The organism is Vallitalea okinawensis, from assembly GCF_002964605.1.
In the GTDB taxonomy this organism is placed as follows: Bacteria; Bacillota; Clostridia; order Lachnospirales; family PQDH01; genus Vallitalea_A; species Vallitalea_A okinawensis.
The window spans coordinates 643,753-663,802 of sequence record NZ_PQDH01000003.1; the positions used below are offsets into that span (position 1 = coordinate 643,753).

21 protein-coding genes are annotated in these 20,050 nt (G+C 32.0%); all 21 read right to left on the reverse strand.

All coding sequences use genetic code 11. The features are described 5' to 3' along the window. Positions 1-77 precede the first annotated feature (77 nt). The 21 genes from C1Y58_RS12575 to C1Y58_RS12680 all read right to left on the reverse strand — a co-directional run bounded on the left by C1Y58_RS12575 (position 78) and on the right by C1Y58_RS12680 (position 20,021). Complete coding sequence (locus tag C1Y58_RS12575) at positions 78-812, reverse strand: aminoglycoside phosphotransferase family protein (protein ID WP_207655744.1); 735 nt, start codon at positions 810-812, stop codon at positions 78-80. A gap of 424 nt (positions 813-1,236) precedes the next feature. After that, positions 1,237-2,319, reverse strand: coding sequence for a hypothetical protein (locus tag C1Y58_RS12580; RefSeq protein ID WP_105616394.1), 1,083 nt, complete (start codon positions 2,317-2,319; stop codon positions 1,237-1,239). 230 nt (positions 2,320-2,549) lie between these two features. After that, positions 2,550-3,323, reverse strand: a complete 774-nt coding sequence (locus tag C1Y58_RS12585; protein WP_105616395.1) for a sugar phosphate isomerase/epimerase family protein — start codon at positions 3,321-3,323, stop codon at positions 2,550-2,552. A gap of 178 nt (positions 3,324-3,501) precedes the next feature. After that, complete coding sequence (locus C1Y58_RS12590; protein ID WP_105616396.1) at positions 3,502-4,614, reverse strand: hypothetical protein; 1,113 nt, start codon at positions 4,612-4,614, stop codon at positions 3,502-3,504. A gap of 175 nt (positions 4,615-4,789) precedes the next feature. Next, positions 4,790-5,311 (reverse strand): GNAT family N-acetyltransferase, encoded by a 522-nt coding sequence (locus C1Y58_RS12595; protein ID WP_170311583.1) that lies wholly within the window; start codon positions 5,309-5,311, stop codon positions 4,790-4,792. A gap of 222 nt (positions 5,312-5,533) precedes the next feature. Continuing rightward, positions 5,534-6,229: a response regulator gene (locus C1Y58_RS12600; RefSeq protein WP_105616398.1), complete on the reverse strand. Its 696-nt coding sequence runs from the start codon at positions 6,227-6,229 to the stop codon at positions 5,534-5,536. A 212-nt stretch (positions 6,230-6,441) separates the two neighbouring features. After that, positions 6,442-7,242 (reverse strand): class I SAM-dependent methyltransferase, encoded by an 801-nt coding sequence (locus C1Y58_RS12605; protein WP_157950074.1) that lies wholly within the window; start codon positions 7,240-7,242, stop codon positions 6,442-6,444. A gap of 129 nt (positions 7,243-7,371) precedes the next feature. After that, positions 7,372-8,202 (reverse strand): EFR1 family ferrodoxin, encoded by an 831-nt coding sequence (locus C1Y58_RS12610; RefSeq protein WP_105616400.1) that lies wholly within the window; start codon positions 8,200-8,202, stop codon positions 7,372-7,374. 521 nt (positions 8,203-8,723) lie between these two features. Beyond that, positions 8,724-9,539: a metallophosphoesterase gene (locus C1Y58_RS12620; protein WP_157950075.1), complete on the reverse strand. Its 816-nt coding sequence runs from the start codon at positions 9,537-9,539 to the stop codon at positions 8,724-8,726. A 343-nt stretch (positions 9,540-9,882) separates the two neighbouring features. After that, entirely contained in the window at positions 9,883-10,299 is a 417-nt protein-coding gene (locus tag C1Y58_RS12625; protein WP_105616402.1) for a hypothetical protein, read from the reverse strand. A gap of 11 nt (positions 10,300-10,310) precedes the next feature. After that, a complete protein-coding gene (locus C1Y58_RS12630) occupies positions 10,311-10,883 on the reverse strand; it encodes a LytTR family DNA-binding domain-containing protein (protein ID WP_105616403.1) in 573 nt (190 codons plus the stop codon). Positions 10,884-10,908: 25 nt separating this feature from the next. Next, on the reverse strand, positions 10,909-12,090 hold the full coding sequence (locus tag C1Y58_RS12635) for a serine hydrolase domain-containing protein (protein WP_105616404.1): 1,182 nt from the start codon (positions 12,088-12,090) through the stop codon (positions 10,909-10,911). A gap of 188 nt (positions 12,091-12,278) precedes the next feature. Beyond that, entirely contained in the window at positions 12,279-12,884 is a 606-nt protein-coding gene (locus C1Y58_RS12640) for a GNAT family N-acetyltransferase (protein WP_105616405.1), read from the reverse strand. Positions 12,885-13,074: 190 nt separating this feature from the next. Further along, positions 13,075-13,449, reverse strand: a complete 375-nt coding sequence (locus tag C1Y58_RS12645; RefSeq protein WP_105616406.1) for a hypothetical protein — start codon at positions 13,447-13,449, stop codon at positions 13,075-13,077. A 207-nt stretch (positions 13,450-13,656) separates the two neighbouring features. After that, the gene (locus C1Y58_RS12650) at positions 13,657-14,235 is read right to left on the reverse strand and encodes a GNAT family N-acetyltransferase (RefSeq protein ID WP_105616407.1); all 579 of its coding nucleotides are present in this window, start codon (positions 14,233-14,235) and stop codon (positions 13,657-13,659) included. 166 nt (positions 14,236-14,401) lie between these two features. Next, positions 14,402-15,364, reverse strand: coding sequence for an alpha/beta fold hydrolase (locus C1Y58_RS12655; protein WP_105616408.1), 963 nt, complete (start codon positions 15,362-15,364; stop codon positions 14,402-14,404). Between the two features lie 145 nt (positions 15,365-15,509). Then, positions 15,510-16,364, reverse strand: coding sequence for a nitroreductase family protein (locus C1Y58_RS12660; protein ID WP_105616409.1), 855 nt, complete (start codon positions 16,362-16,364; stop codon positions 15,510-15,512). A 196-nt stretch (positions 16,365-16,560) separates the two neighbouring features. Continuing rightward, positions 16,561-17,037 (reverse strand): DUF4431 domain-containing protein, encoded by a 477-nt coding sequence (locus C1Y58_RS12665; RefSeq protein ID WP_105616410.1) that lies wholly within the window; start codon positions 17,035-17,037, stop codon positions 16,561-16,563. Positions 17,038-17,247: 210 nt separating this feature from the next. After that, positions 17,248-18,240 (reverse strand): alpha/beta hydrolase family protein, encoded by a 993-nt coding sequence (locus C1Y58_RS12670; protein ID WP_157950077.1) that lies wholly within the window; start codon positions 18,238-18,240, stop codon positions 17,248-17,250. A 67-nt stretch (positions 18,241-18,307) separates the two neighbouring features. Continuing rightward, a complete protein-coding gene (locus C1Y58_RS12675) occupies positions 18,308-19,273 on the reverse strand; it encodes a phosphotransferase (protein WP_105616412.1) in 966 nt (321 codons plus the stop codon). Positions 19,274-19,394: 121 nt separating this feature from the next. After that, a complete protein-coding gene (locus C1Y58_RS12680; protein ID WP_105616413.1) occupies positions 19,395-20,021 on the reverse strand; it encodes a cyclase family protein in 627 nt (208 codons plus the stop codon). Positions 20,022-20,050: the final 29 nt, after the last annotated feature.

Sequence of the window (20,050 nt, forward strand, 5' to 3'; positions counted from 1 at the left end):
TACCGTACTTGGTTAAGTGCACCAACATAATAGCTTTAATGTTATATGACGTTCCAGAATTGTGAAGTTTCTCAACCTTAGAAGGAAGTTTCAGGACATTCAGCCATCCTACATATAATGATAACTGACAAATAATCTTGTATCATTTCTCTAGTTACATCCATTTGTATAAGATATAAATCCGCTAGAGTTTTTTTCAAATAGATTATCATTTCTCGTTCCTTAGAATCTATTGGCACAGGCGTATATTCTATCAGAAATACAGTTCGTGCCACATCATATAAATAATCTCCATGACATACATTCATGAAATCTATAATCATAGTACTATCACTAGAAATAAATATGTTACCTGGATGAAAATCTCCATGACAGAGTGTGTTTGCTTCAGGTAGCTTCTCTAACATATTAAGTACTTCTTTCTGTTTGCTCATTGGCAAATTAACTGTATTATCCTTTAAAAATTCTTTATAATTTGGCACATTACTAATTTTATTCCTTATGATTTGCTTATGTAACTTTGCCATGTGTACTGCGCATCCTTCTACATCCCCTGTCCTCGAAACCCAATCTAATAGAGATTCTCCTTCCAATTTATCATATATTATACCAAGCTGTTCTTCACAAGAAATAATCTCATAGGCTTTAGCTTTTGCAAAGTCCAAGCTATTTATCGTCCGTGCATTATTGAACTCCTTTTCTACTGCATCTCTAGGATATCCTCGATGAAAGAGCTTAAGTACCTTATCTTCTTTCCATTCATATACAGTTGCAGTATTACCTACCCCTAACATCTTTCCATATTGCACCATTATTCACCCCATTATTAATACCATAAATACTCTTACTAAAAATGACCCAAAAAGCATCCCGACATCATCATCCTCTATAATTCCAGATATACGACGACTTTGAAATAGACCTCAATGCCTTACATTTAATATTACTTGATCTTCTAAACATATGTAATTATAAGATTTAGTATTATTTATAATCGCTGCGAACAATTCTTATGTAATTTTTAATTCCACCATTATATCACAAACTAGCTATGTACCTTATTGAAATTACTATTGCCTAGATAATAAATTTGTAACGACTGTCTCCTTGATAACTTTCTTCACTCCAAATTCTTTCTTAAGTAATAATATGTTAACTAAGACTTCAATAAGTACTGATCCTATTAATGCAAAGATAAAATATGTAAGAAAACTTGGTAAATAATCAAATTTTACTTCATTTGATTGATCTAATCTTCCATTTTTCTTTCTTTTTGTAAAGATAAATATGGTATTTTTTCTCTACATTTTCTATTTCATCCTTATACGAGACAATAATATCCGTATCATCTACGTTTTCTTCAATTTCGTAATTAATCTCATATGTATCACCGTAAGTCTCATTTACCATTATTGCGTAAGCTAATCCACCAAAATTATGCTTATCAGTATCTTCACATAATTCATTAATTCTTTGCTCTACTTCTGGTATGTGTACATCATAAGACAACATTATACCATTTAACTTTACATATTGAAGAAACACGTCCATTGCCTCTGTTGGGTAATCAGGTAATGTGATATTTACTTCTTCTAAATTGAATACTCCCAATTCACTTAATTTATAAATCCTAGTTGTACTATATGCAACATCATAACTCCACCTTTTCTGAATATACCCATCTATTTTACCATCATTATTATCATCAACCAACTTATCCTCTCCAACTCCAACTGGAGAGGCTGATGTCTCAAACAATTCAAATTCTTCTCCATTAAATTCATAAATTTGAAACCCTAACATTGATATAGAATTAGTAAGTCCTATATACAGATATTTATTATCGTTATTTTCAAGATCTATAATCTTGATGTCACAAAAACCATATCCTGTATCTCCTTCAATTTCATTAAAGGTATCTACTTTTTCATATTTATTATTTAAAACATATACATGCTGGATAGATCTACTATATATATCATCACTGTTATAACCGGTTGCAATAATGATTTCCTTTATTCCATCATTATTAAAATCATCAATTCCTTTATAAATAATATCTAAGTCCTCTATTAGATTAGACTTTATTAAATAATCTATTGCTTTTATTATACCTTCTTCACTATCTAGATGCTTTTGAGCCTCTTGAGAATCTTCTATTGTCACATGATATTTGGGTGATTCAACTATATTATTAACTTGATTTATCTCTTCAAAATCTTTTTCTGTTTGCTCTTGCTCATTATCTAAATCAAGAGCCATACACCCTACATTTATCATACACATTAACGCTAGTATCATTATCATTGCTCTTTTCATACAATACCTCCAAAATAGTACTAAATATCGCCTAACATTATGTGTGTTCCCGACGTGCCTATCCTCTGATTTCCTGTGCATGTCCAGAACACGCTGTTAGATGATGTTGCGTGCTTAAGGCTACCAATAACCATAAGGACGTAGTTTAAATGTAATATATAAATAAGGCGATGATGCTGCGATTACGGTATCCTACTAATAATAAAGTTTATTAAAGATTATTTCTGTTTTCATGGATTATAGAGTTTTAATGCTTCCAGCCTTTTTGCTCGCTTAAAGGCTTCTTGTAAAAATTTCTCTGCTGATAAATCCTTATAATCCCAATTCATAGGCTCTAATGCAGTAGCACCTGAATAATTCGTTTTCGCAATTTTTTTCATAGTTGTAGACCAATCAATCATACCGTCAAATGGTAACTGGTGTTGGGCATAATTTCCACCATTATCATGTAAATGTAGTGCCATTAAGCGGGAACCATACATGGATAATAAGTCATCGCTGGGATTGTTGTTGTGGTGGTGGCAGCAGTCGTAACAAAATCCGATACGGAGTGAATCCACTTGGTCCAATACATATGAGACATTGGTAATGTTTCGTAAATTCTCCAGCGCAACATTAACACCAAGCTGCTCAGCTTTTTCAGCAATTCTCTTTATTCTATCCAGTCCCAATGCATTATATGGATTGTCTTCGTTGGGTAGGTGTACCACCATTGTCGGAATTTCAAATGCGGCACAATCTACAACACATTGCAAATAACAATCCGCTAAAGCTTCACCGTCCTGATTGTCAAGCCAGAGATTGTTTTGATATTGGATTGGCGTGTGGATATTTTCTATAAAAAGACCTGCTTCACGCACAATTTGTGGTCCGTTGCGGTAATCGTTCCGACTAAAGTGTTCGCTCCACCATAGCAGAACACCGTCAAATCCGGCTTTTTTTATTAACTGATAACGTTCCTTAATCGGCAATTCATAGCCAAACCAATCATAAATAGTAATCATAAGTTTCTTCCTTTCTTACTTAGATTTACCCTAATAAAAGTCTAAACATAATATACTTGATACTACTGATATCTCAGATGGTCATTATCAATTTTTTCAGTCTAAACAGCTCGTCTTATAAAACTAGTTCGCTATGTCATCTAACGTTTTGAGCATCAAACATTGAGGAATGGATAAGTTAATATGTTTTTAAATAATCCATCCATTCATTTACAAGTACATTTCCTTCTTTGTCATAGAACTCTCTAAAACTTTCTTCTTCATTATATTGGTTCTGTGCAAAAAATTCTTTAAACAACTCTAAACTATACTTATCTATTAAATATTTAACAAATGATGCTCCAAAAGTATAGGCATCTTCATTTTTCCTAAAATCATCTCCTAATAATTTAATGGTATAACTCTTTTCTTGTAATATATCTGCGGTCATTCTATGATAGTCTTTTCCAGTCATATTCAAATGTGTAGCTAAACCTTCATTAATTAAAGCTGAATCTATCCTCTCACCATTATTAATATAATAGGATACACAATGTGCTAATTCGTGTCCTGGGTATTGGTTATGTAAAGTAAATATATGGTTGTAACCGGGTAGCGCAAACCCTAATTGCAAACCATATTGTTCACCATGTTCTTCCGAATCAAAAACATACATTTTAATCGGTTCATACTCCCATTGAACATCTAAATACTCAGTTATATAATTAAATGCTTCAACTCTATCTTTACCCCATTCTTCTATGGTATCATTTATAACACTGTTATTTGGATAATAGACTTCTATATTTTCTATAGTAAATTGGTTCCAATTTGCAAAACTCATGGACTCAAAGTCATTAAACTCAAATGATTTTATCATTTGATCCATAGAAGCTAGACAATTTTTATAGTCATCAACTTGACTTTTGAACATCATTTCGAAAAGCATGTCATTTTTTTGGATAAGATAAAATGTGATAATCTCATTATTCTCTTCAATTTTAACTTTATATCCTTTATTTCCGTCAATAATACATTCTTCAGATTCATCTTTAGGTATTAAATCTTCTATAGAATCTTTATACGGTAGTGCTTTTATATCCAAAGAACATTTATTATCATCTTTCAAAAAAAATACCTTAGGTGCAATTAGTTCAGGTTCTCGCCAATTCGATGGATATTTTATAGTATAATAAACATTAGAATATGTTTTAGATTCACTCATCTCTTCGTCTTTCATATCACAACTTACCAACAAAAAACTTATTAAGACTAATATTGGTAATATACTCACTCTTTTGATAATCTTCATTTTACATATCTCCTAATCATTTAATAACCCGAAATCTCCTGAAATCTTAAACCATATCAAACACTAATGTATCTAATCAATACTATACTCATTTATTTTTCAACTCTCATTAGGTACTCACACCCTGTAAATAGCTAAAACACCGAGAGTTTATACCCTATTTCTGATTGTTAATTTAAAGTAATTTTTCATATAACCTAAACCACTTTAAACCATAATCACCAAGCCCTAAATCAACTGTATCAATATAATCAAAGCCAAATTTTTCATATATTTTTAACGCCGGTGTATTACCTTCATATACATCTAATCTGATTGATTTAGCATTTAAATTTCTACAGTGCATAATTGAAAACTCCAACAGTGCTTTCCCTATACCTTGTCCTAAATAATCGGGATGTACCACAAAAGTATGTACCACAAATACATCTGAATAATCTGATACTAGTTTCCATTTGGCTTGATTATATGCTAGTTCAGGTTTATGATTTAAAATAACCGAACCCACAATTCTTTCATCCTGTTTGGCAATATAAAGATTCCCTTCTTCAATACCACTGATTGCAGTTTCTCTTATTGGATACACACCTCTTATCCATCCAGGATAGTTTATCCCTTTTTCTAAGTAATCGTTTAATTCGTTATATAGTTGTTCCAATTCATTCAAATTATCTTTTTTCCCTAATAAGATGTCCATGTTCAATCCTCCTGTAGATTTGATGTAATAATAAACGATTTAGGCCCCTAAAATCAGTCTTAAAAGTCCATTTATTCTGTTATATAACGTTCTGGATTTGTGACGTTTCTCAACTATAGAGTGAAGGTTCTCATGCTCTGCAAAGGGCTAATGTACCCAGTGTCGCAACGGGCTTAAGTTGATGTTTAAGGGTTAGAAGGCGTATGGATTTTTAGTGTATAATTAACTAACTTTAAAATAATACCCTCTTCCTCGCTTAGTCATTATGTATTCACTTGTATCATTATTATCCAATTTTAACTTATCCCTTAATCTGCTTATAGTCACATCAACTGTTCTAAGATCCCCAAAATATTCATATCCCCATACTTCACTCAATAACTCTTCTCTCGTATAAACTTTACCCGGTATTTTTGACAAAAATTTTATTAACTCATATTCTCGTAAGGTTAAGTCTAGTGCCTTATCCTTCATTCTTATTTCGTATTTTTCATCATCAATAATTATATCTCCTATTTCGATTAGACTGTTTTTAAGATTTGATTCACTATTCATCATTTTTACCCGCCTTAAATTTGCTTTTACTCGAGCTAATAGTTCTTTCATAACAAAAGGCTTTTTAATGTAGTCATCGGCTCCTAATTCTAAGCCTAATACTTGATCCACTGAATCCCCTCTAGCAGTTAACATTATAATCGGTGTTGTTAGTTGGCTTCTAACTTTCTTACATACCTCAAAACCATTTACCTTTGGCAACATTATGTCTAGCAATACTAAATCTGGTTTCTTATCAAAAATAATTTCTAGGGCTTTCTTGCCATCATAAGCTACTAATATATGATATCCCTCTCGCTCTAAATTGTATGCTAGTATGTCTGCTATTGCTTTTTCATCCTCAACAACTAAAATAGTACTCATAAAAACCCTCCAATGTTTTTCTAGATGTTTGAATAAATAAATTTGATATTGCCATGGAAATATATCTTCTAACGTCTCATATCTACGACATCGTTGAATCAGACCCAAAAGGAATGCTCTGTTGCCGAAAATCCAGTTTCATGGCTTAAGATCATCTTCTTTTAAATTTACTTTGCTCATTTTACCCTACCTAACATGATCCTACAATCTTTTTATTTCTTTAGCCAAAAAGTAGCACGCCCAGAACCTAACTTAAAAGGTTTCTTACCGATTATGTCTCCCCACACATTGATTACAGAAAGGTTTAGGTTAGCTACTATATTCATTATTTCACTATATCCAATAGGATGTTTTTGCTGTTTCCAACTATACTCCGCAATAATTTTACTATCTTTGTAAACTTCAGTTCTTCTAGAAGCTTTCCATATTTTGTTCTTCTTATCTACGAACGTAGGTTTTGAATAAGATTTAAGTTCTATTCCATCCTCACACAATCCTGATGGAAATGCACTATTTTCAGTATTCAGTTTACACCAATAGTCCGGTAATTCATTCTCTATAATATCACTATCAATAAATATGTATCCCCCTGATTTTACTGAATTATATGCCTTTGTCAAAACCTTTTCTTGCTCTTCTAATGTCGCCAGCTCAAATAAGCAGTTACACCCTAAAATAATGGCATCATACCCTTTAGCCCATCCATACTCAGTCACATCTGCTACAATAATTTTAACCTTATTCCTTATACTGGTGGATTGGGCTGCTCGCTTCTTTTGTAGTGCATTTAACATTACATGAGATGCATCAATTCCTGTTACATCAAAGCCATTTTCAGCTAGAGATAATAGTATTCTTCCTGTCCCACAAAAGGGCTCCAATATATTCTTACAATTAAACTCTTTTAGTAGTTGTAAAATTAAATTTACATCATCTCGATTACATTCGATATTATCATATATTTCAGCGATATGGCTTTCTACATCATACGGATTTTTCTTATTAATACTCAAATTAAAGATTCCTCCATCTTCATTTTTTTGAAGCTACCTCATTATTCAAGATGAGTAGTCATGACCACCCGTTTATAGCTCAAGTTGAGGTATATGTCTTTATGCTAACGTATTGTTAGTCGATGTTTATTATCGTCTCTTTCCTTCGGGTCCTGTGTATCGTTTATATTTCTTTAGATTCTTTGTTTTCATTGTCATTTGAATAGAATGATTAGGGCAAAAGCTATAACATCTCATGCAAATCATACAACTACCAAGGAATTTTACCCCTTTATTATCCATCTGTATATTATTATTAGGACATTTCTTTATGCACCAACCACATTTAGTACAACTCTCATCTGAATAAAATCCTTTAAATGCCAATGATTCAAAATTACCAGCAATACCTCTTTGCATAATACCGAATAATCTACCAAGTGGATTAGCTCCTTCTATATGTAACATGTCTTCCTCAATATAATTTACCATCTTATCGATCTTTCTCTCTGCCTTTGCTAATTTCTTAGGAAGCTTATTGGGTTTCGTTACAGGCAATGGACATAATACTGGAAGATGCATGTTGTTACTTATGATGATATTGCTAAATACAATTGGAACATACCCCTTACTTTTCAATGACTTTAACGTATACCACAAAACATCTCCAGCCATATAACCAGCAGTTGTAAGTGCTATTAAAGGCTTACCTTTACAATTTGGTAACTTATTCAATACACCTTGAAACAGTTTAGGCGCATAAGACGAATGAATTGGGAAAGCAAGTCCAACTATATCACAACATTCGACTTCTGAAATAAAATCAATCTCATCTTCACAGTCTATTAGCTTAATCGCATAATCTAATACACGTAATTTCTCGGCTAATTTACCTACTGCCCAAGCAGTGTTTCCTGTTCCACTAAAATAGAATATACATATTTTATTTTTACCTTCATTCTTTAATCCTCGTATACTCATCCTATATTCTTTTCCCTCCGTTTTTACTTATGCGTTGCTATATAATAAATCTAACTACTCTCCAACAACTATACTTAAAATAAAAGATAATTGCCTTTTATTATTTATCTCATGGAGATGTTACATTTTTGCCTTTTAATCGACATTTTGACATAATATAATTTAAGGTCCCCAATTAATTGGGAACCATAATTTATACCAAACTCAAATATAAATCCAAGCTATTCTCTACTTCATCTTTTATTAAGTTCTCAAAATCCTTATAATCACCAGTTGTATGAACCTTATCAAGTGCTTCATAATACTCTTACCCCTCTAAGACTACATCTCTCTAAACAATTAAATCACCAAATTTTCATATCTTTTCTCTATTTTACCTTATATCACCATCAATGTCTAGAAATTAGGTTTCGATTTTGTATAACCTTCCGTATTTACGACATTCCTCAACCTTAGAGCCAAGGTGCTCATACTCCTAAGGGCTAAGCTCCGACGTGCTTAGCTTGAGGAATGATTATCTTCTACTCTATAACAATAGTAATAACTTCTGGTCTATTAAAAAGTCTAAGTGGAAATATACTATTACCTAATCCCCTACTAATTATCTGTGTACTTCCATTAGCTTCAAACATACCTTGATAGTATTTTGGGTTAATTCCTTGCCCTGGAGAATACACTCCACCAATTATAGGTAACCTCCATTGACCTCCATGCGCATGTCCTGTTAAGACTAAATCACAATCTAATTGACTAAGGTTAGCATTCTCTAAGAAGTTTTCTGAATAATGATCAAGAATTATTTTATATCCATCTTCCGATAAAAACTTTTCCATTACACCCTCTTTATCTCTATCTAGCCCTAGAATACTGATTTTCTGTTCTTTTAATGTGATATTTATATAGTCTCCATCAAGTATATATAATTCTCCTTTTACTTCATTAAGTTTATTCATTATTTCCTGATATCTACTTGAATTGAATTCATGATTACCTCTTATATAATATATTGGAGCAAACTGCGATACTTGTTGTAAAAATTCCACACTTTCTTCTATATTTTCATTTCTTACAGCATCTATAAGATCACCTGTGAACACAATAATATCAGGATTTTCTTTCACGATATTTTTCATAAGTCTACTATTGTTCTCTCCAAATTGCTTTCCATGAAGATCTGACAGATGAACAACAGTAATGGGGTCCTCTATTTTAGGTGAAGAGATAATATATCTAGTATTTTCAATCCAGTTGTTAGAAGTATACAAGAAAATACTTATAGCCAATAAAAATAAAATTATTATTCCTAGTATTACTTTTTTATTTCCCCTTTTAGTCATCATTACCTCCTTATTGTCTCTTTCATAAGAATTTAAGTGACTTCTTAATCACTATCTATAACCCATCTCCAAAAACTCCTGAGAGTTAATATTAGTAAATCCATTGTTATTCAAGTGTAATTAATAAAATAATTTATGATGTAAATACACAAAAAGGGCGCTGAACACTAATTCATTAGTACACAGCACCATATATAATGTTTTATTGTTATCACAACACTCACGCCTCTTCAGCAGTACACAAGCCTCTACATGTGTGGAATGTTGGTGACTACTATTCCTATATGACTATAAACCTTCTCATAGTTATCTGCCAAATGTAAGAGGTAAGTCATAACTATCATTAATTTTTATACTTTTCTAACCGTTTATTTATCCGCTTATGGTTCGTATAGACCAGCAAATTACAGATTGAAATAGTACAACAAATAAAAAGCATCATATAGATATTATTTTTGGGGTGCTTGGACAAATCTATGAATCTACTGATTGAAGCAAATACTATTAATGTCACCATCAATGCAATTATATTATTAAATAAATAATATTTATTGGTTGTGGCTATAGATATTGGTAACAAAGCAGTGAAAAATTCTGTAATCCCACCAATAAGCAAGCCAATGATACCACTTATAATCAATACCACTAGGAACAATCCAATATTTCTATGCTGACCAAAATAAAATTGGATACTAGCACCAATAAAAAGACCCAGATAAACTGAATAGACAATATTCTTTACATTCATTTTTTCAAGCATGTTACCCCTCCTTATATACCCAACACATTACGGAGTAATTTGGCATACATCTTAGATACTTCTAACTTTATATCATTATCCAGTAATAGAACTAATCTAGAGTTAAACCACGGAATAATCTCAACCACATTCATTAGATTTACCAGTTGTGACTTATTAATCTTAATGAAGTTTTTATGCTTAAGTTCTTCTTCATAGTAATATAGGGGCTCCTTTAGGTAACAAGTTTTATCCTTGGTAATACAGGTCACCTCTGTCTTGTTTACATTAATATACAGTATGTCTTGAGGATTTATTAATATATATCTATTGTTATTGTATGCCGTAAGCCTATCCCCAATTTGCTTCAACTCTTGCTTATCCTTATTTGACTGTGAATCATTTATATGTTTAAGCTTAACTAATTCAAATGCTTCCATAAAATCAATGGCTTCAAATAGAATACACACCTTATGGCTAGGCATCTCATATCCCTTTTCAACTAAAGCTACCTGACCATTATCATCTACCTGAATTCCCTCTTGCAACATCAGCTTCCTTAGCTTTTCATTCACACATTCTGAACAAGACAAATGTATCTTCATAAGCACCAATCCTTACTACCAAATATCACTGTATCTGATTATAAATCATGAGTATTTTTATTATCTGGGTAACACTTTCTTCCATCATGTCTACTACCCCAACATTCATAATAATATATAAATCCTTGCTTTCATCATACATCATGAAAGTACCTGATGTCCCAACACCACCATAGATTGTAGGTAACCCTGGAAAAATTAGCGCTAATTCCTTCAGATTAAAGGACATCATACCAGAACCGTACATAATCCCTTTATCATAAATTTTATCAAAGCTCTTCATTTGTTCAAAGGATTGCTGTGATATCAATTCCCCATTTTGTAGGGCATTAAAAAATATTAATAAATCCCCTGTTGTTGATACCACACCGCCATCAGAACGGCCTACAGACAAGACCTTAGATTTACTTATATCTTTTCCATCCAGCTTCATTCCAAGAATATCTTCTGTCCCTTCATTAAATGGGCTAGTTTCTAACATCACATAGGAATCTCTCATACCTAAAGGATCAAATAGTTTGTCATGAAAAACTTGATAGTAGGGTATGCCCATTACTTTCTCTAGTATTAACATTAATAACATGTATCCAGTGTCTGAATAATTAAATGTTTCACCTGGTATTCCCACAGGTACTTGGTACTCCCTACTGAAGTCAATTAACTCCTCAGGTGTCCAATACTTATCAGGTTCTACAATCATTAACTCCTGCATCCCATACCCCTCTACCACGGGACCATCAAAGAAACATGCTACTCCTGAAGTATGAGTCAATAAATGCTCAATGGTTACTTGGCTACTATAATCTCCCCCTCCATATACGAATAAGTCTTCTAGCATAACTTCCTCGATATATAGATTAATGGGATCTTGTACTGATAATATACCTTCTTCGTCCAGCATATAGAATATGGTAGTAGTCAGTGTTTTACCTATACTAGCAATATGATATGGACTGTTAACCGAAATAGGTTCTCCATTATCTCTACTACCCACTACAAAAGATTCATCATATTCACTTGCACCAGAGTACAACCTTAAGGTCACATTATCCACTTCATCGTATTTGTCTAAAAACTTTACTAGACTTTTTTCAATCGCCAAAGTCCCTTCTTCTTCGGATAACGGAGAAGACACTATATCAACAGCAATATAACCTAAAACTAGTAAAGCAATAATGACAACAAGGATTCTAACCACTAACTTCATATTATCACCCCTCTCAATATGATACAAGTATATCTCATCATTTGATCTTATGGATGAATCTATGAATAAGTGGTCAAAATCTCTAAATCAATGAATAGAATTGGATTATGACTTGTTACAAAATTATCGTACCACTCATTAAAAATACATATCAATAGGACTGATCTATTTTTATTTACGTAATGCCATTAATTATCTTTTACCATAGAGAATTGAATAATATCAGTACCTGGTACAATATCTTCAGAAATCACTTTGAAACCATACTTTTCATAAATTTGCACATTATTTTCATTATGGGTCTCCAAATAACAAGGGTGACCTTTCTGTTCAGCAATTCTCAACATAGGAGTCAACAATTTGCTCCCAAAGCCTTGCCCCTGTTTTTCAGGGTCAACACCAATTAACATTAGATATTGATGTTGTTCTTTTAGGCTTTTTTTATGTATTCTAGTTGAAAACTCATCATATTCAGTGAATTTTTTTCCACTATCTTGTCCCAGTTTAATAAGCGACAATACGCCAGCTCTTAATGACCTGAAGAAATTCATGTTATAATCTTTAAAGTCAGTAAATAGTATAATCCCTTCAAGTTCACTTGAACATGCATATGCTTCTCCATATAGGACTGAATATTTAATAAGAAACTTAAGAAAAACTTTTATATTCTCAAGACTATGTTGTTCCCCCAATATATGCCTATACATAGGATAGTCGTAAAAAGCCTTTGCTAGAATTTCAGCGCTTTTGTTAATATCTTTCTTTCCTAACTTATATAACTGACTAATATTCACGTTAGATCCCCTCTCTATTTACATAGTTTTCTATCTTCTGTTAGATCCGTAAAAGTGGACAAATCATTACAATCATCAATTGCTTTTGATATTGCTTTCGGGTGACAACTGTGCTTCAGCAATTGAATATATATTAGGATGTATAAAGTCTGTTATTACATTATACCTAAGAATATACAGACTTCATAAATTACATATTTAATCCAGTAATCCAAAAGCTTATTGAAGCTAAAATAGATAATGGAGTTGCAAAAAATTTCTCTTTCCTACTTGTTGAAGAAACGTTCATTATTGTATTAATCGTTAAATACACCGCAAAAAATATAACTATATATTTTGTTGTTTTAACAGAGAACCAAAGAGGTATGATATTACCAGCTTGCAATATAATAATAATAGCAAACATTTGAATTATTAAAGAACACCAACATAATATTCTTAGATTTGATGGCAATACCTTGTGTCTACCTCCCATTGTAAATTCTCCCAGAGGAAATCCCAGACCTATTAATAATGTTAATAACGCTACAATACCGAATAATACTGCTCCTAAAATTTGTATCATCAATCTCTCTCCCTTACATGGATTTTAAGTGCCATAAATTTATCTAACATTATGTAAAACCTATAACTAGTGCATTATATTGACTCAAAAGAGGTTCTCTGAAATGATTTATCTTTCATCTAATGTTCCGGATTTACACCATTTCTAAACTGAACCCTATTGAAGTAGTTAATCAGGAAACTTTGATGATATTAAAATACCGCAGTTTTATAAATCAATGCTCCAAATTAGCTGTATTTCATTTGGATACTCCTTATAATAATATCTATTAATATTACTTAATTTAGCACCCTGACTAGCATAAAATTTGCATGCCTTAACATTATTATTCTGTGTCTCAATCTTAAATCTAGTACAGTTCTTACTTCGTGCCCATTCAATACACCTATCAATAATTCTACTTCCTATACCCATTCTTCTATAGTTTTTATTAATTCTAATATCCCATAAAACAGCTAAATCATCTCTACCTTCTAGCATATTAATATCTTCAGTATTAAACGCAATTATCGCGCCACCTGCTTGTTTGTCTCCATCAAAAACTGACACCACACACCAATTACTCAAGTTAAACTTATCAATAAGTACACTTGGATTATCATCTATAGAATCATAATCCTTCGTATAAGGCTCAACATGCTTTTCGACTAGCTTAATTCCACCTAATCCATTGTTTTGCCATTCAAATGTATATTCAGAATCAACTATAAATTCAATTGATATATTACTATAATCCTTCAATATTTCTCTAGTAGGCTCTTCAATAACTACCTTAATATCCTTCATTCTACTGTCTCCTTTGCTTTTCTTGTGATCTCTTTGGCTTTACTACCCTAGCCAGAACTTTATACAGATCTTTTCTTATACGATGTTATACATGGAAGCTACTAATAACCTTGAACCCCTTCAGTATGTTTTTATTGACTTAATGTGGGCTTTATAAAGACTGTGACTAATAATTATACTCATAAACTCCCTTTAACATGCAAATTTTAGTCATTGCTTCGGCAAATAATTTTGGTTGATCAAGCATCATAAAGTGTCCAGCATCTTCTATCATAAAAATTTCTTTATTGGGGGCATTTATTGTATTAAAATATGATTTTGCTATAGTGTTTGGGGCTTGAAAGTCTCTATCTCCAACAATATAATATACAGGAATTTCATAATTATGTTCGTCATTTAAGCTATGAGAAAAAAGATATTCGAATAACTGCTTATTATTGCTCATTCCTTTTACAATACTTAGGATATCAGAAACTTGAAAAATAGGACTCTTGAATAGGGTTATTAAAATAGGAATAAAATCCATACCAATTTTATACTTTCCTTGTAAAATTCTAATCTCTTGAATCTTTTTTATCATTGATTTATCGTATTTGTTTTTAGGATATTTCCCGATTTTTTTTAGCTTCCCTAGATCTTTTTTGTTATCTGATTTAATAATAAGCTCCTTTAGCTTTTCATAGCCAACTTTTTCATTCTCTGTCAGACTAATTACTTGTCCAGCACCAATGTAATATAATACATCTTCTGGATGTTTCAATACAAATAGAGTTCCTAAGACACTTCCAAAAGAATGACCTAAAATAACTACCTTTTCTTTAGTATACTTTTCTTTCAAATATTTTACAACTTGATATAAATCATCTAACAATTCATTTATGGTCGGATAAATATTTTTATTTTTTGATAGCGTTTTTCCTGCGCCTCTTTGATCCCAATGAACTACCGTGTATAAGTCTGATATTTCTTCTTGAAATGCATAGGAAAAGGTAGATTCGGACATTCCAGGTCCACCATGTAAAAACAAAAGTACTGGAAGATCAGAATTCATGTTGCGATAGTACAGTAAAAATTGGTCAATACCATTAATGTTTACATATTCTGTAAGGTAATCTATTTTCTTTTTCATAATTTTCCCCTGTTATGTAGATATTTTATTGTATCTCTTTTGCTCAGAATTATTTTTTAATCAAGATAATGTAATTAATCCGTTTAAGTCTATCGTTATACGATGTATCACCCTACGTAGCCAGAAGCCGATAGGACGTCAGCTCTTACCATTTTTCAAAATGTACCTTTTCCTTTTCAAATCTATAAACAATTTCTTTCTCTTCATCGATATCACCCAAAACCACTAATCCTACTGGCACCATATTTACTGGTAAATCCAATAAGTTTTTCATCGGCTTCGTAAACTTGGTTATTGGATATAAACCACACCACACTGCGCCTAAATTAAGTCCATGAGCAGCTAAAAGCATGTTTTCAATTGCAGCAGAACAATCTTCTATTAAAAATCCTATTTGTGATTGTATTTCTTTATCACCACACACTACTATTGCGCAACCTGCTTGAGTTATCATTCTTGCTCTTGGATGAAATACCGATATGCTCTCAAGTGCTTTTTTCTCTCTAACAACTACAAAATCCCATGGTCTCTTATTCTCTGCTGAAGGTGCATAGCATCCTGCCTTTATTATGGTAAATATGTCTTCGTCTTTAATCTTTTTTCCAGTAAACTTTCGTATACTTCTTCTTGTGAAAATTGCCTCTAGTACATTCATGATTTCATCCGATTTTCTTTTCTTCTTAGACATTTCAAAACATCTTACAACATCTTCATGTTCTGTGATGTCTAGCTCTTTTTGTGCCAGAATATTATCTAGCATCATTGATACTTGAATATTGTCTCCAACTTTTGATCTTGATTCATTTAATAAGGTCTTATTAATTGTCAATATGTATTGACCATTCCCTCTTGGAATTAACGATTTCTTATAACTACAACCATTTAGCTCCCCAGAAACTTGTATTTTACCTTTTACGTTGAATACTTTAGAAGCATCAAACGGTAATTCAATATATGTGACCCTATTGGACTTAATAACTGCATTGAATATTTGTTCCATTCTGGACTCCTTTCTATTTCTCCTATTACCAACATACCTTCCTTTAAATCCGCCCAGGACATGCAGAATAAAGTGAGGTGGTATAGCATCTTTCTAATATTACTTGGTAATCTTTTATGCTCTTGTCTAATAACACCGTTGTCAACAAAATATATCAGCACCTGTTTTTGAATTACATAATCAATTTATAAATTAGTTACTCCACGATATTTTCTACTTCAATTAATACACGAGTATGGTGGTGACCTGTAAAAGATAAAAATAGCTTTCCTTCAATTTTAATATGCTTATCTTTATGTAGCTTTACAATATTGATCTCCTCTTCATTATTCAGTACTACTTGTATTTCTGATATCTCAATTATGTATGATCCATAATCTTCTGTCTCTTCTATAACTACTCTTATTGGATTATCTAGTTGTAAAATAAATGGATATTCTTTTTCATCCTTATCAGGATCCTCTCCGTAACCCGGAGGTCCGTAGTACATCCTTGTAATAAGCGTCCCTTCAACTTCTGAAATATTTGGTCCAAGTTTATATTCTCTTACATCCTTTAAATCTATTTTAGCTTCATGAAATTTATCATTCAATTTTACTATCTTGTATGCACTAAAAATACTTGTACATAGCAGAAAAAGTACTATAAGTAAATATAGTCTCTTTGATATCACGCTAATCCCTCCAACACTATTTTTACGCTGAATTTACACCCCAATATTGTATATCAATTTATTAGCTTTACATACTATACAGCAAACCAAAATCTATTGATTTATTCAACAAAGTTCTTCTTAGTAGGTGGTGCTAACACCTGGGAAGAGATGTACGTAGCCGAACGGAAATATATTGTACTATCATTTACTGTGGTGTAATTAATGTTCTCATTCTTCATGCTTTAAATATCTATCTAACCATCCATATGATAAATCTCTAGCATACTTAGGATAAGAATGGTTATTTCCGTGCAATAAATAGCTAAAATTTGTTTCGCAATTATGTAGTTTATAAACATTAAATAACATCTTTCCTACATCCGCCAGAAATTCTTGATTACCATATGCACCATCATAATACGATGAAATATTTAGCCACGGGCATGGACAAATTAAGGCTGCTACTTCATGAAAATCAAATGGTAATTCCACATTATTATCTAGATAATTCTTCATTAATGGCATGAAATTATATGTTTCATCTACCCATTCCATAACCGTTTCTTCTTCACTTAAAATAGAAAAACCACAGTTGCTAACTCCAACCTTAACTCTATCATCGAATGCTAATGATAACATGGAATTGTGCCCACCTAAAGAATGACCAATAACTCCTACATTATTTTCATCAACATAATCAAGTTTCATCAAAATATCTACAGCTGAGAATGAATCTTCAATGTTTTTACCTATCATTGACCATTTTGGATATTCATCATAAAATAACTTAGAGTCAAAAATATTATCACCATATATTCTTTCTCCTGCAGTTAAATAATCTGGTATTAATACTACATATCCTCTTAAAGCTAATTCGTGTCCAATAAACAGCTCCTCGTCTCCTCCAATTCCAGCAGGCTCATTTTTACCATAATCCGTTTCCTGAAACTGATGCATAGCTAAAATTGCTGGATTTTTCTTAGCAAGTTTTTTAGGTACCAGTAAATATGCATACACTTTATCATTCTTACCAACAATATATTCAATTTTTAATCTATCGTATTCTAACAATTTTTCTTCTTTAAGCACTTTCATATCTCTAGTATTTCTTTCGAATGGAGGAAAACCTATTATTTCATAAAACCTCTTTTTTATATCTTTTCTCCTAACCTTCCAGTCCTCAATGCTATATGAGTTATTTAATAATGGTTTGATTGACATTATGTATTTCCTCCCTTTTTGCATACCATTGCATATATTTAGTCTTTATCTGTTACATAACGATAAATTAGCAACATAATAACGAATCTATCTCAAACCAGAGTTCTGTTAACCAAAGTATTTCATCTCTGAAACGCACTGCTTTTCCTCTATTTTCTCTAAAATATTCAGGTTGTATCCACCACGGTACTTCAATACACCATGTAAGCCGCAAAGCGTCTGCTATATTAGGCAACGTCAGCATTAAATGCTGGGAATAACCATCAAGAAAAGCAGATATTTTTTCGATATTCATTCTATTATCTTCCAATGCAAACGATAGTATTGCTCTTCCTATATCATGCCAAATATAGCTGTAATGGTTGCGGTCGAAATCAATGATAGCAGATACGCAATCTACATTAAATAAGATATTATCAGATGTAAAATCTTCATGAGCAATCCCTTTGGGCAGTCTATCAAAAAAATCATTTGTAAGTTGTTTCAAAATAGGCTCTTGCGTAAGCACAGCTTTTTGGTATTCATTGGGGGTGCTTGATGAACAATCCTTCATACAGACATGAAAGTTAGCCCATAGCGTATCTATTACTTGTTTGTTATTAATGGGAAACCCTTTAACGGAAAGCATTGGTAGTAGTGAAAAAGCTTTATGCATCATTCCACAGGCACTACCAAGACTATGCATTTGCATTATCGTTATTGTGTTAGGGCTTTCAACCTTTCCCGAGTCAAAATCCATAACCATATAAGCTGTTTCATTATCCAACAGACGGATGGCGTGACCTCCATACTGCCAAATAGCTGGACAGGGAATTCCATTTTTTTTAAGAATAATCTGTCGTTGCAATGCAGACTCAACTAGTTTCAATTTATCTCTGCTAAATCGCTTATTGCTGAATTGTTTAACCAGCAAATCGCATTTCTCAGTGGAAACTTTCCATTTCTTATTTAACCATCCTCCTGTTACTGGATTAATATGATTACAAGTTAACCCAAAACGATCTTTTAAATCAGCGATGATACTATCCTCCATACAATAGCCTCCTGATCATATATAAATAATCTTTAGTACACATAATTTTTATGACCCTTAATATCTCGTAAACTACTCTTGTTCCCAACAATACCCCTTGCATATTATATTTCCAGTATTATTAGTACATTGCGATTGCTCTGATAATACTAGCCTCTGCTCTTATTTTTAATGGTAATGCAACCACTTCAAACCTTGATACATTTAATAACTTATCAAGATTTGTAAGGTTTTCAATGATAAAAATATCATTTTCAAATAATTGCTTATGTACTTCAAATGGATAGTTATCAGGCTTTGGCATATCCATACCCAGTATCTTAATCTTTTTATTTATAAAGAAATCTGTTAACGTCTTATCTACAATAGGATGATTATTAAAATTATCATAATACTCACTAGTCCCATACCATTGACTAAATCCAGTGTATAATAGTACAATATCGCCATGCTTCACTAACTCATCATATTCATCCTTATACGTTATCAGATTTTGATTCCTCACATCTAAAAGACAGCCATTTCCAATAAAATTATAAAGTTCAAAGGCTCCAATAAAAGTATTACTCTCCAAGAAATGTCTTGGGGCATCAATATGTGTTCCTGCATGCATACCTGTTTCTAGTCTAGAATTATAGTACCCATCTCTGCTTAGTATCTTATCTTCATAAACTTTCACATCACCATCATATGGATGTGTAAACATACCATTCTTAATATCATGTGTTAAATCTATTATAGTTTTCATAATATATCATCGTTCCTCTGTTTTGGAGA

Bases quoted from the DNA above. Each gene is read 5' to 3' on its own strand.
- C1Y58_RS12590 (WP_105616396.1), bottom strand. From the start codon at position 4,614: ATGAAGATTATCAAAAGAGTGAGTATATTACCAATATTAGTCTTAATA.
- C1Y58_RS12600 (WP_105616398.1), bottom strand. From the start codon at position 6,229: ATGAGTACTATTTTAGTTGTTGAGGATGAAAAAGCAATAGCAGACATA.
- C1Y58_RS12575 (WP_207655744.1), bottom strand. From the start codon at position 812: ATGGTGCAATATGGAAAGATGTTAGGGGTAGGTAATACTGCAACTGTA.
- C1Y58_RS12670 (WP_157950077.1), bottom strand. From the start codon at position 18,240: ATGTCAATCAAACCATTATTAAATAACTCATATAGCATTGAGGACTGG.
- C1Y58_RS12655 (WP_105616408.1), bottom strand. From the start codon at position 15,364: ATGAAAAAGAAAATAGATTACCTTACAGAATATGTAAACATTAATGGT.
- C1Y58_RS12645 (WP_105616406.1), bottom strand. From the start codon at position 13,449: ATGATACAAATTTTAGGAGCAGTATTATTCGGTATTGTAGCGTTATTA.
- C1Y58_RS12610 (WP_105616400.1), bottom strand. From the start codon at position 8,202: ATGAGTATACGAGGATTAAAGAATGAAGGTAAAAATAAAATATGTATA.
- C1Y58_RS12635 (WP_105616404.1), bottom strand. From the start codon at position 12,090: ATGAAGTTAGTGGTTAGAATCCTTGTTGTCATTATTGCTTTACTAGTT.
- C1Y58_RS12625 (WP_105616402.1), bottom strand. From the start codon at position 10,299: ATGCTTGAAAAAATGAATGTAAAGAATATTGTCTATTCAGTTTATCTG.
- C1Y58_RS12595 (WP_170311583.1), bottom strand. From the start codon at position 5,311: ATGGACATCTTATTAGGGAAAAAAGATAATTTGAATGAATTGGAACAA.
- C1Y58_RS12650 (WP_105616407.1), bottom strand. From the start codon at position 14,235: ATGAAGGATATTAAGGTAGTTATTGAAGAGCCTACTAGAGAAATATTG.
- C1Y58_RS12580 (WP_105616394.1), bottom strand. From the start codon at position 2,319: ATGAAAAGAGCAATGATAATGATACTAGCGTTAATGTGTATGATAAAT.
- C1Y58_RS12620 (WP_157950075.1), bottom strand. From the start codon at position 9,539: ATGACTAAAAGGGGAAATAAAAAAGTAATACTAGGAATAATAATTTTA.
- C1Y58_RS12660 (WP_105616409.1), bottom strand. From the start codon at position 16,364: ATGGAACAAATATTCAATGCAGTTATTAAGTCCAATAGGGTCACATAT.
- C1Y58_RS12630 (WP_105616403.1), bottom strand. From the start codon at position 10,883: ATGAAGATACATTTGTCTTGTTCAGAATGTGTGAATGAAAAGCTAAGG.
- C1Y58_RS12680 (WP_105616413.1), bottom strand. From the start codon at position 20,021: ATGAAAACTATAATAGATTTAACACATGATATTAAGAATGGTATGTTT.
- C1Y58_RS12585 (WP_105616395.1), bottom strand. From the start codon at position 3,323: ATGATTACTATTTATGATTGGTTTGGCTATGAATTGCCGATTAAGGAA.
- C1Y58_RS12675 (WP_105616412.1), bottom strand. From the start codon at position 19,273: ATGGAGGATAGTATCATCGCTGATTTAAAAGATCGTTTTGGGTTAACT.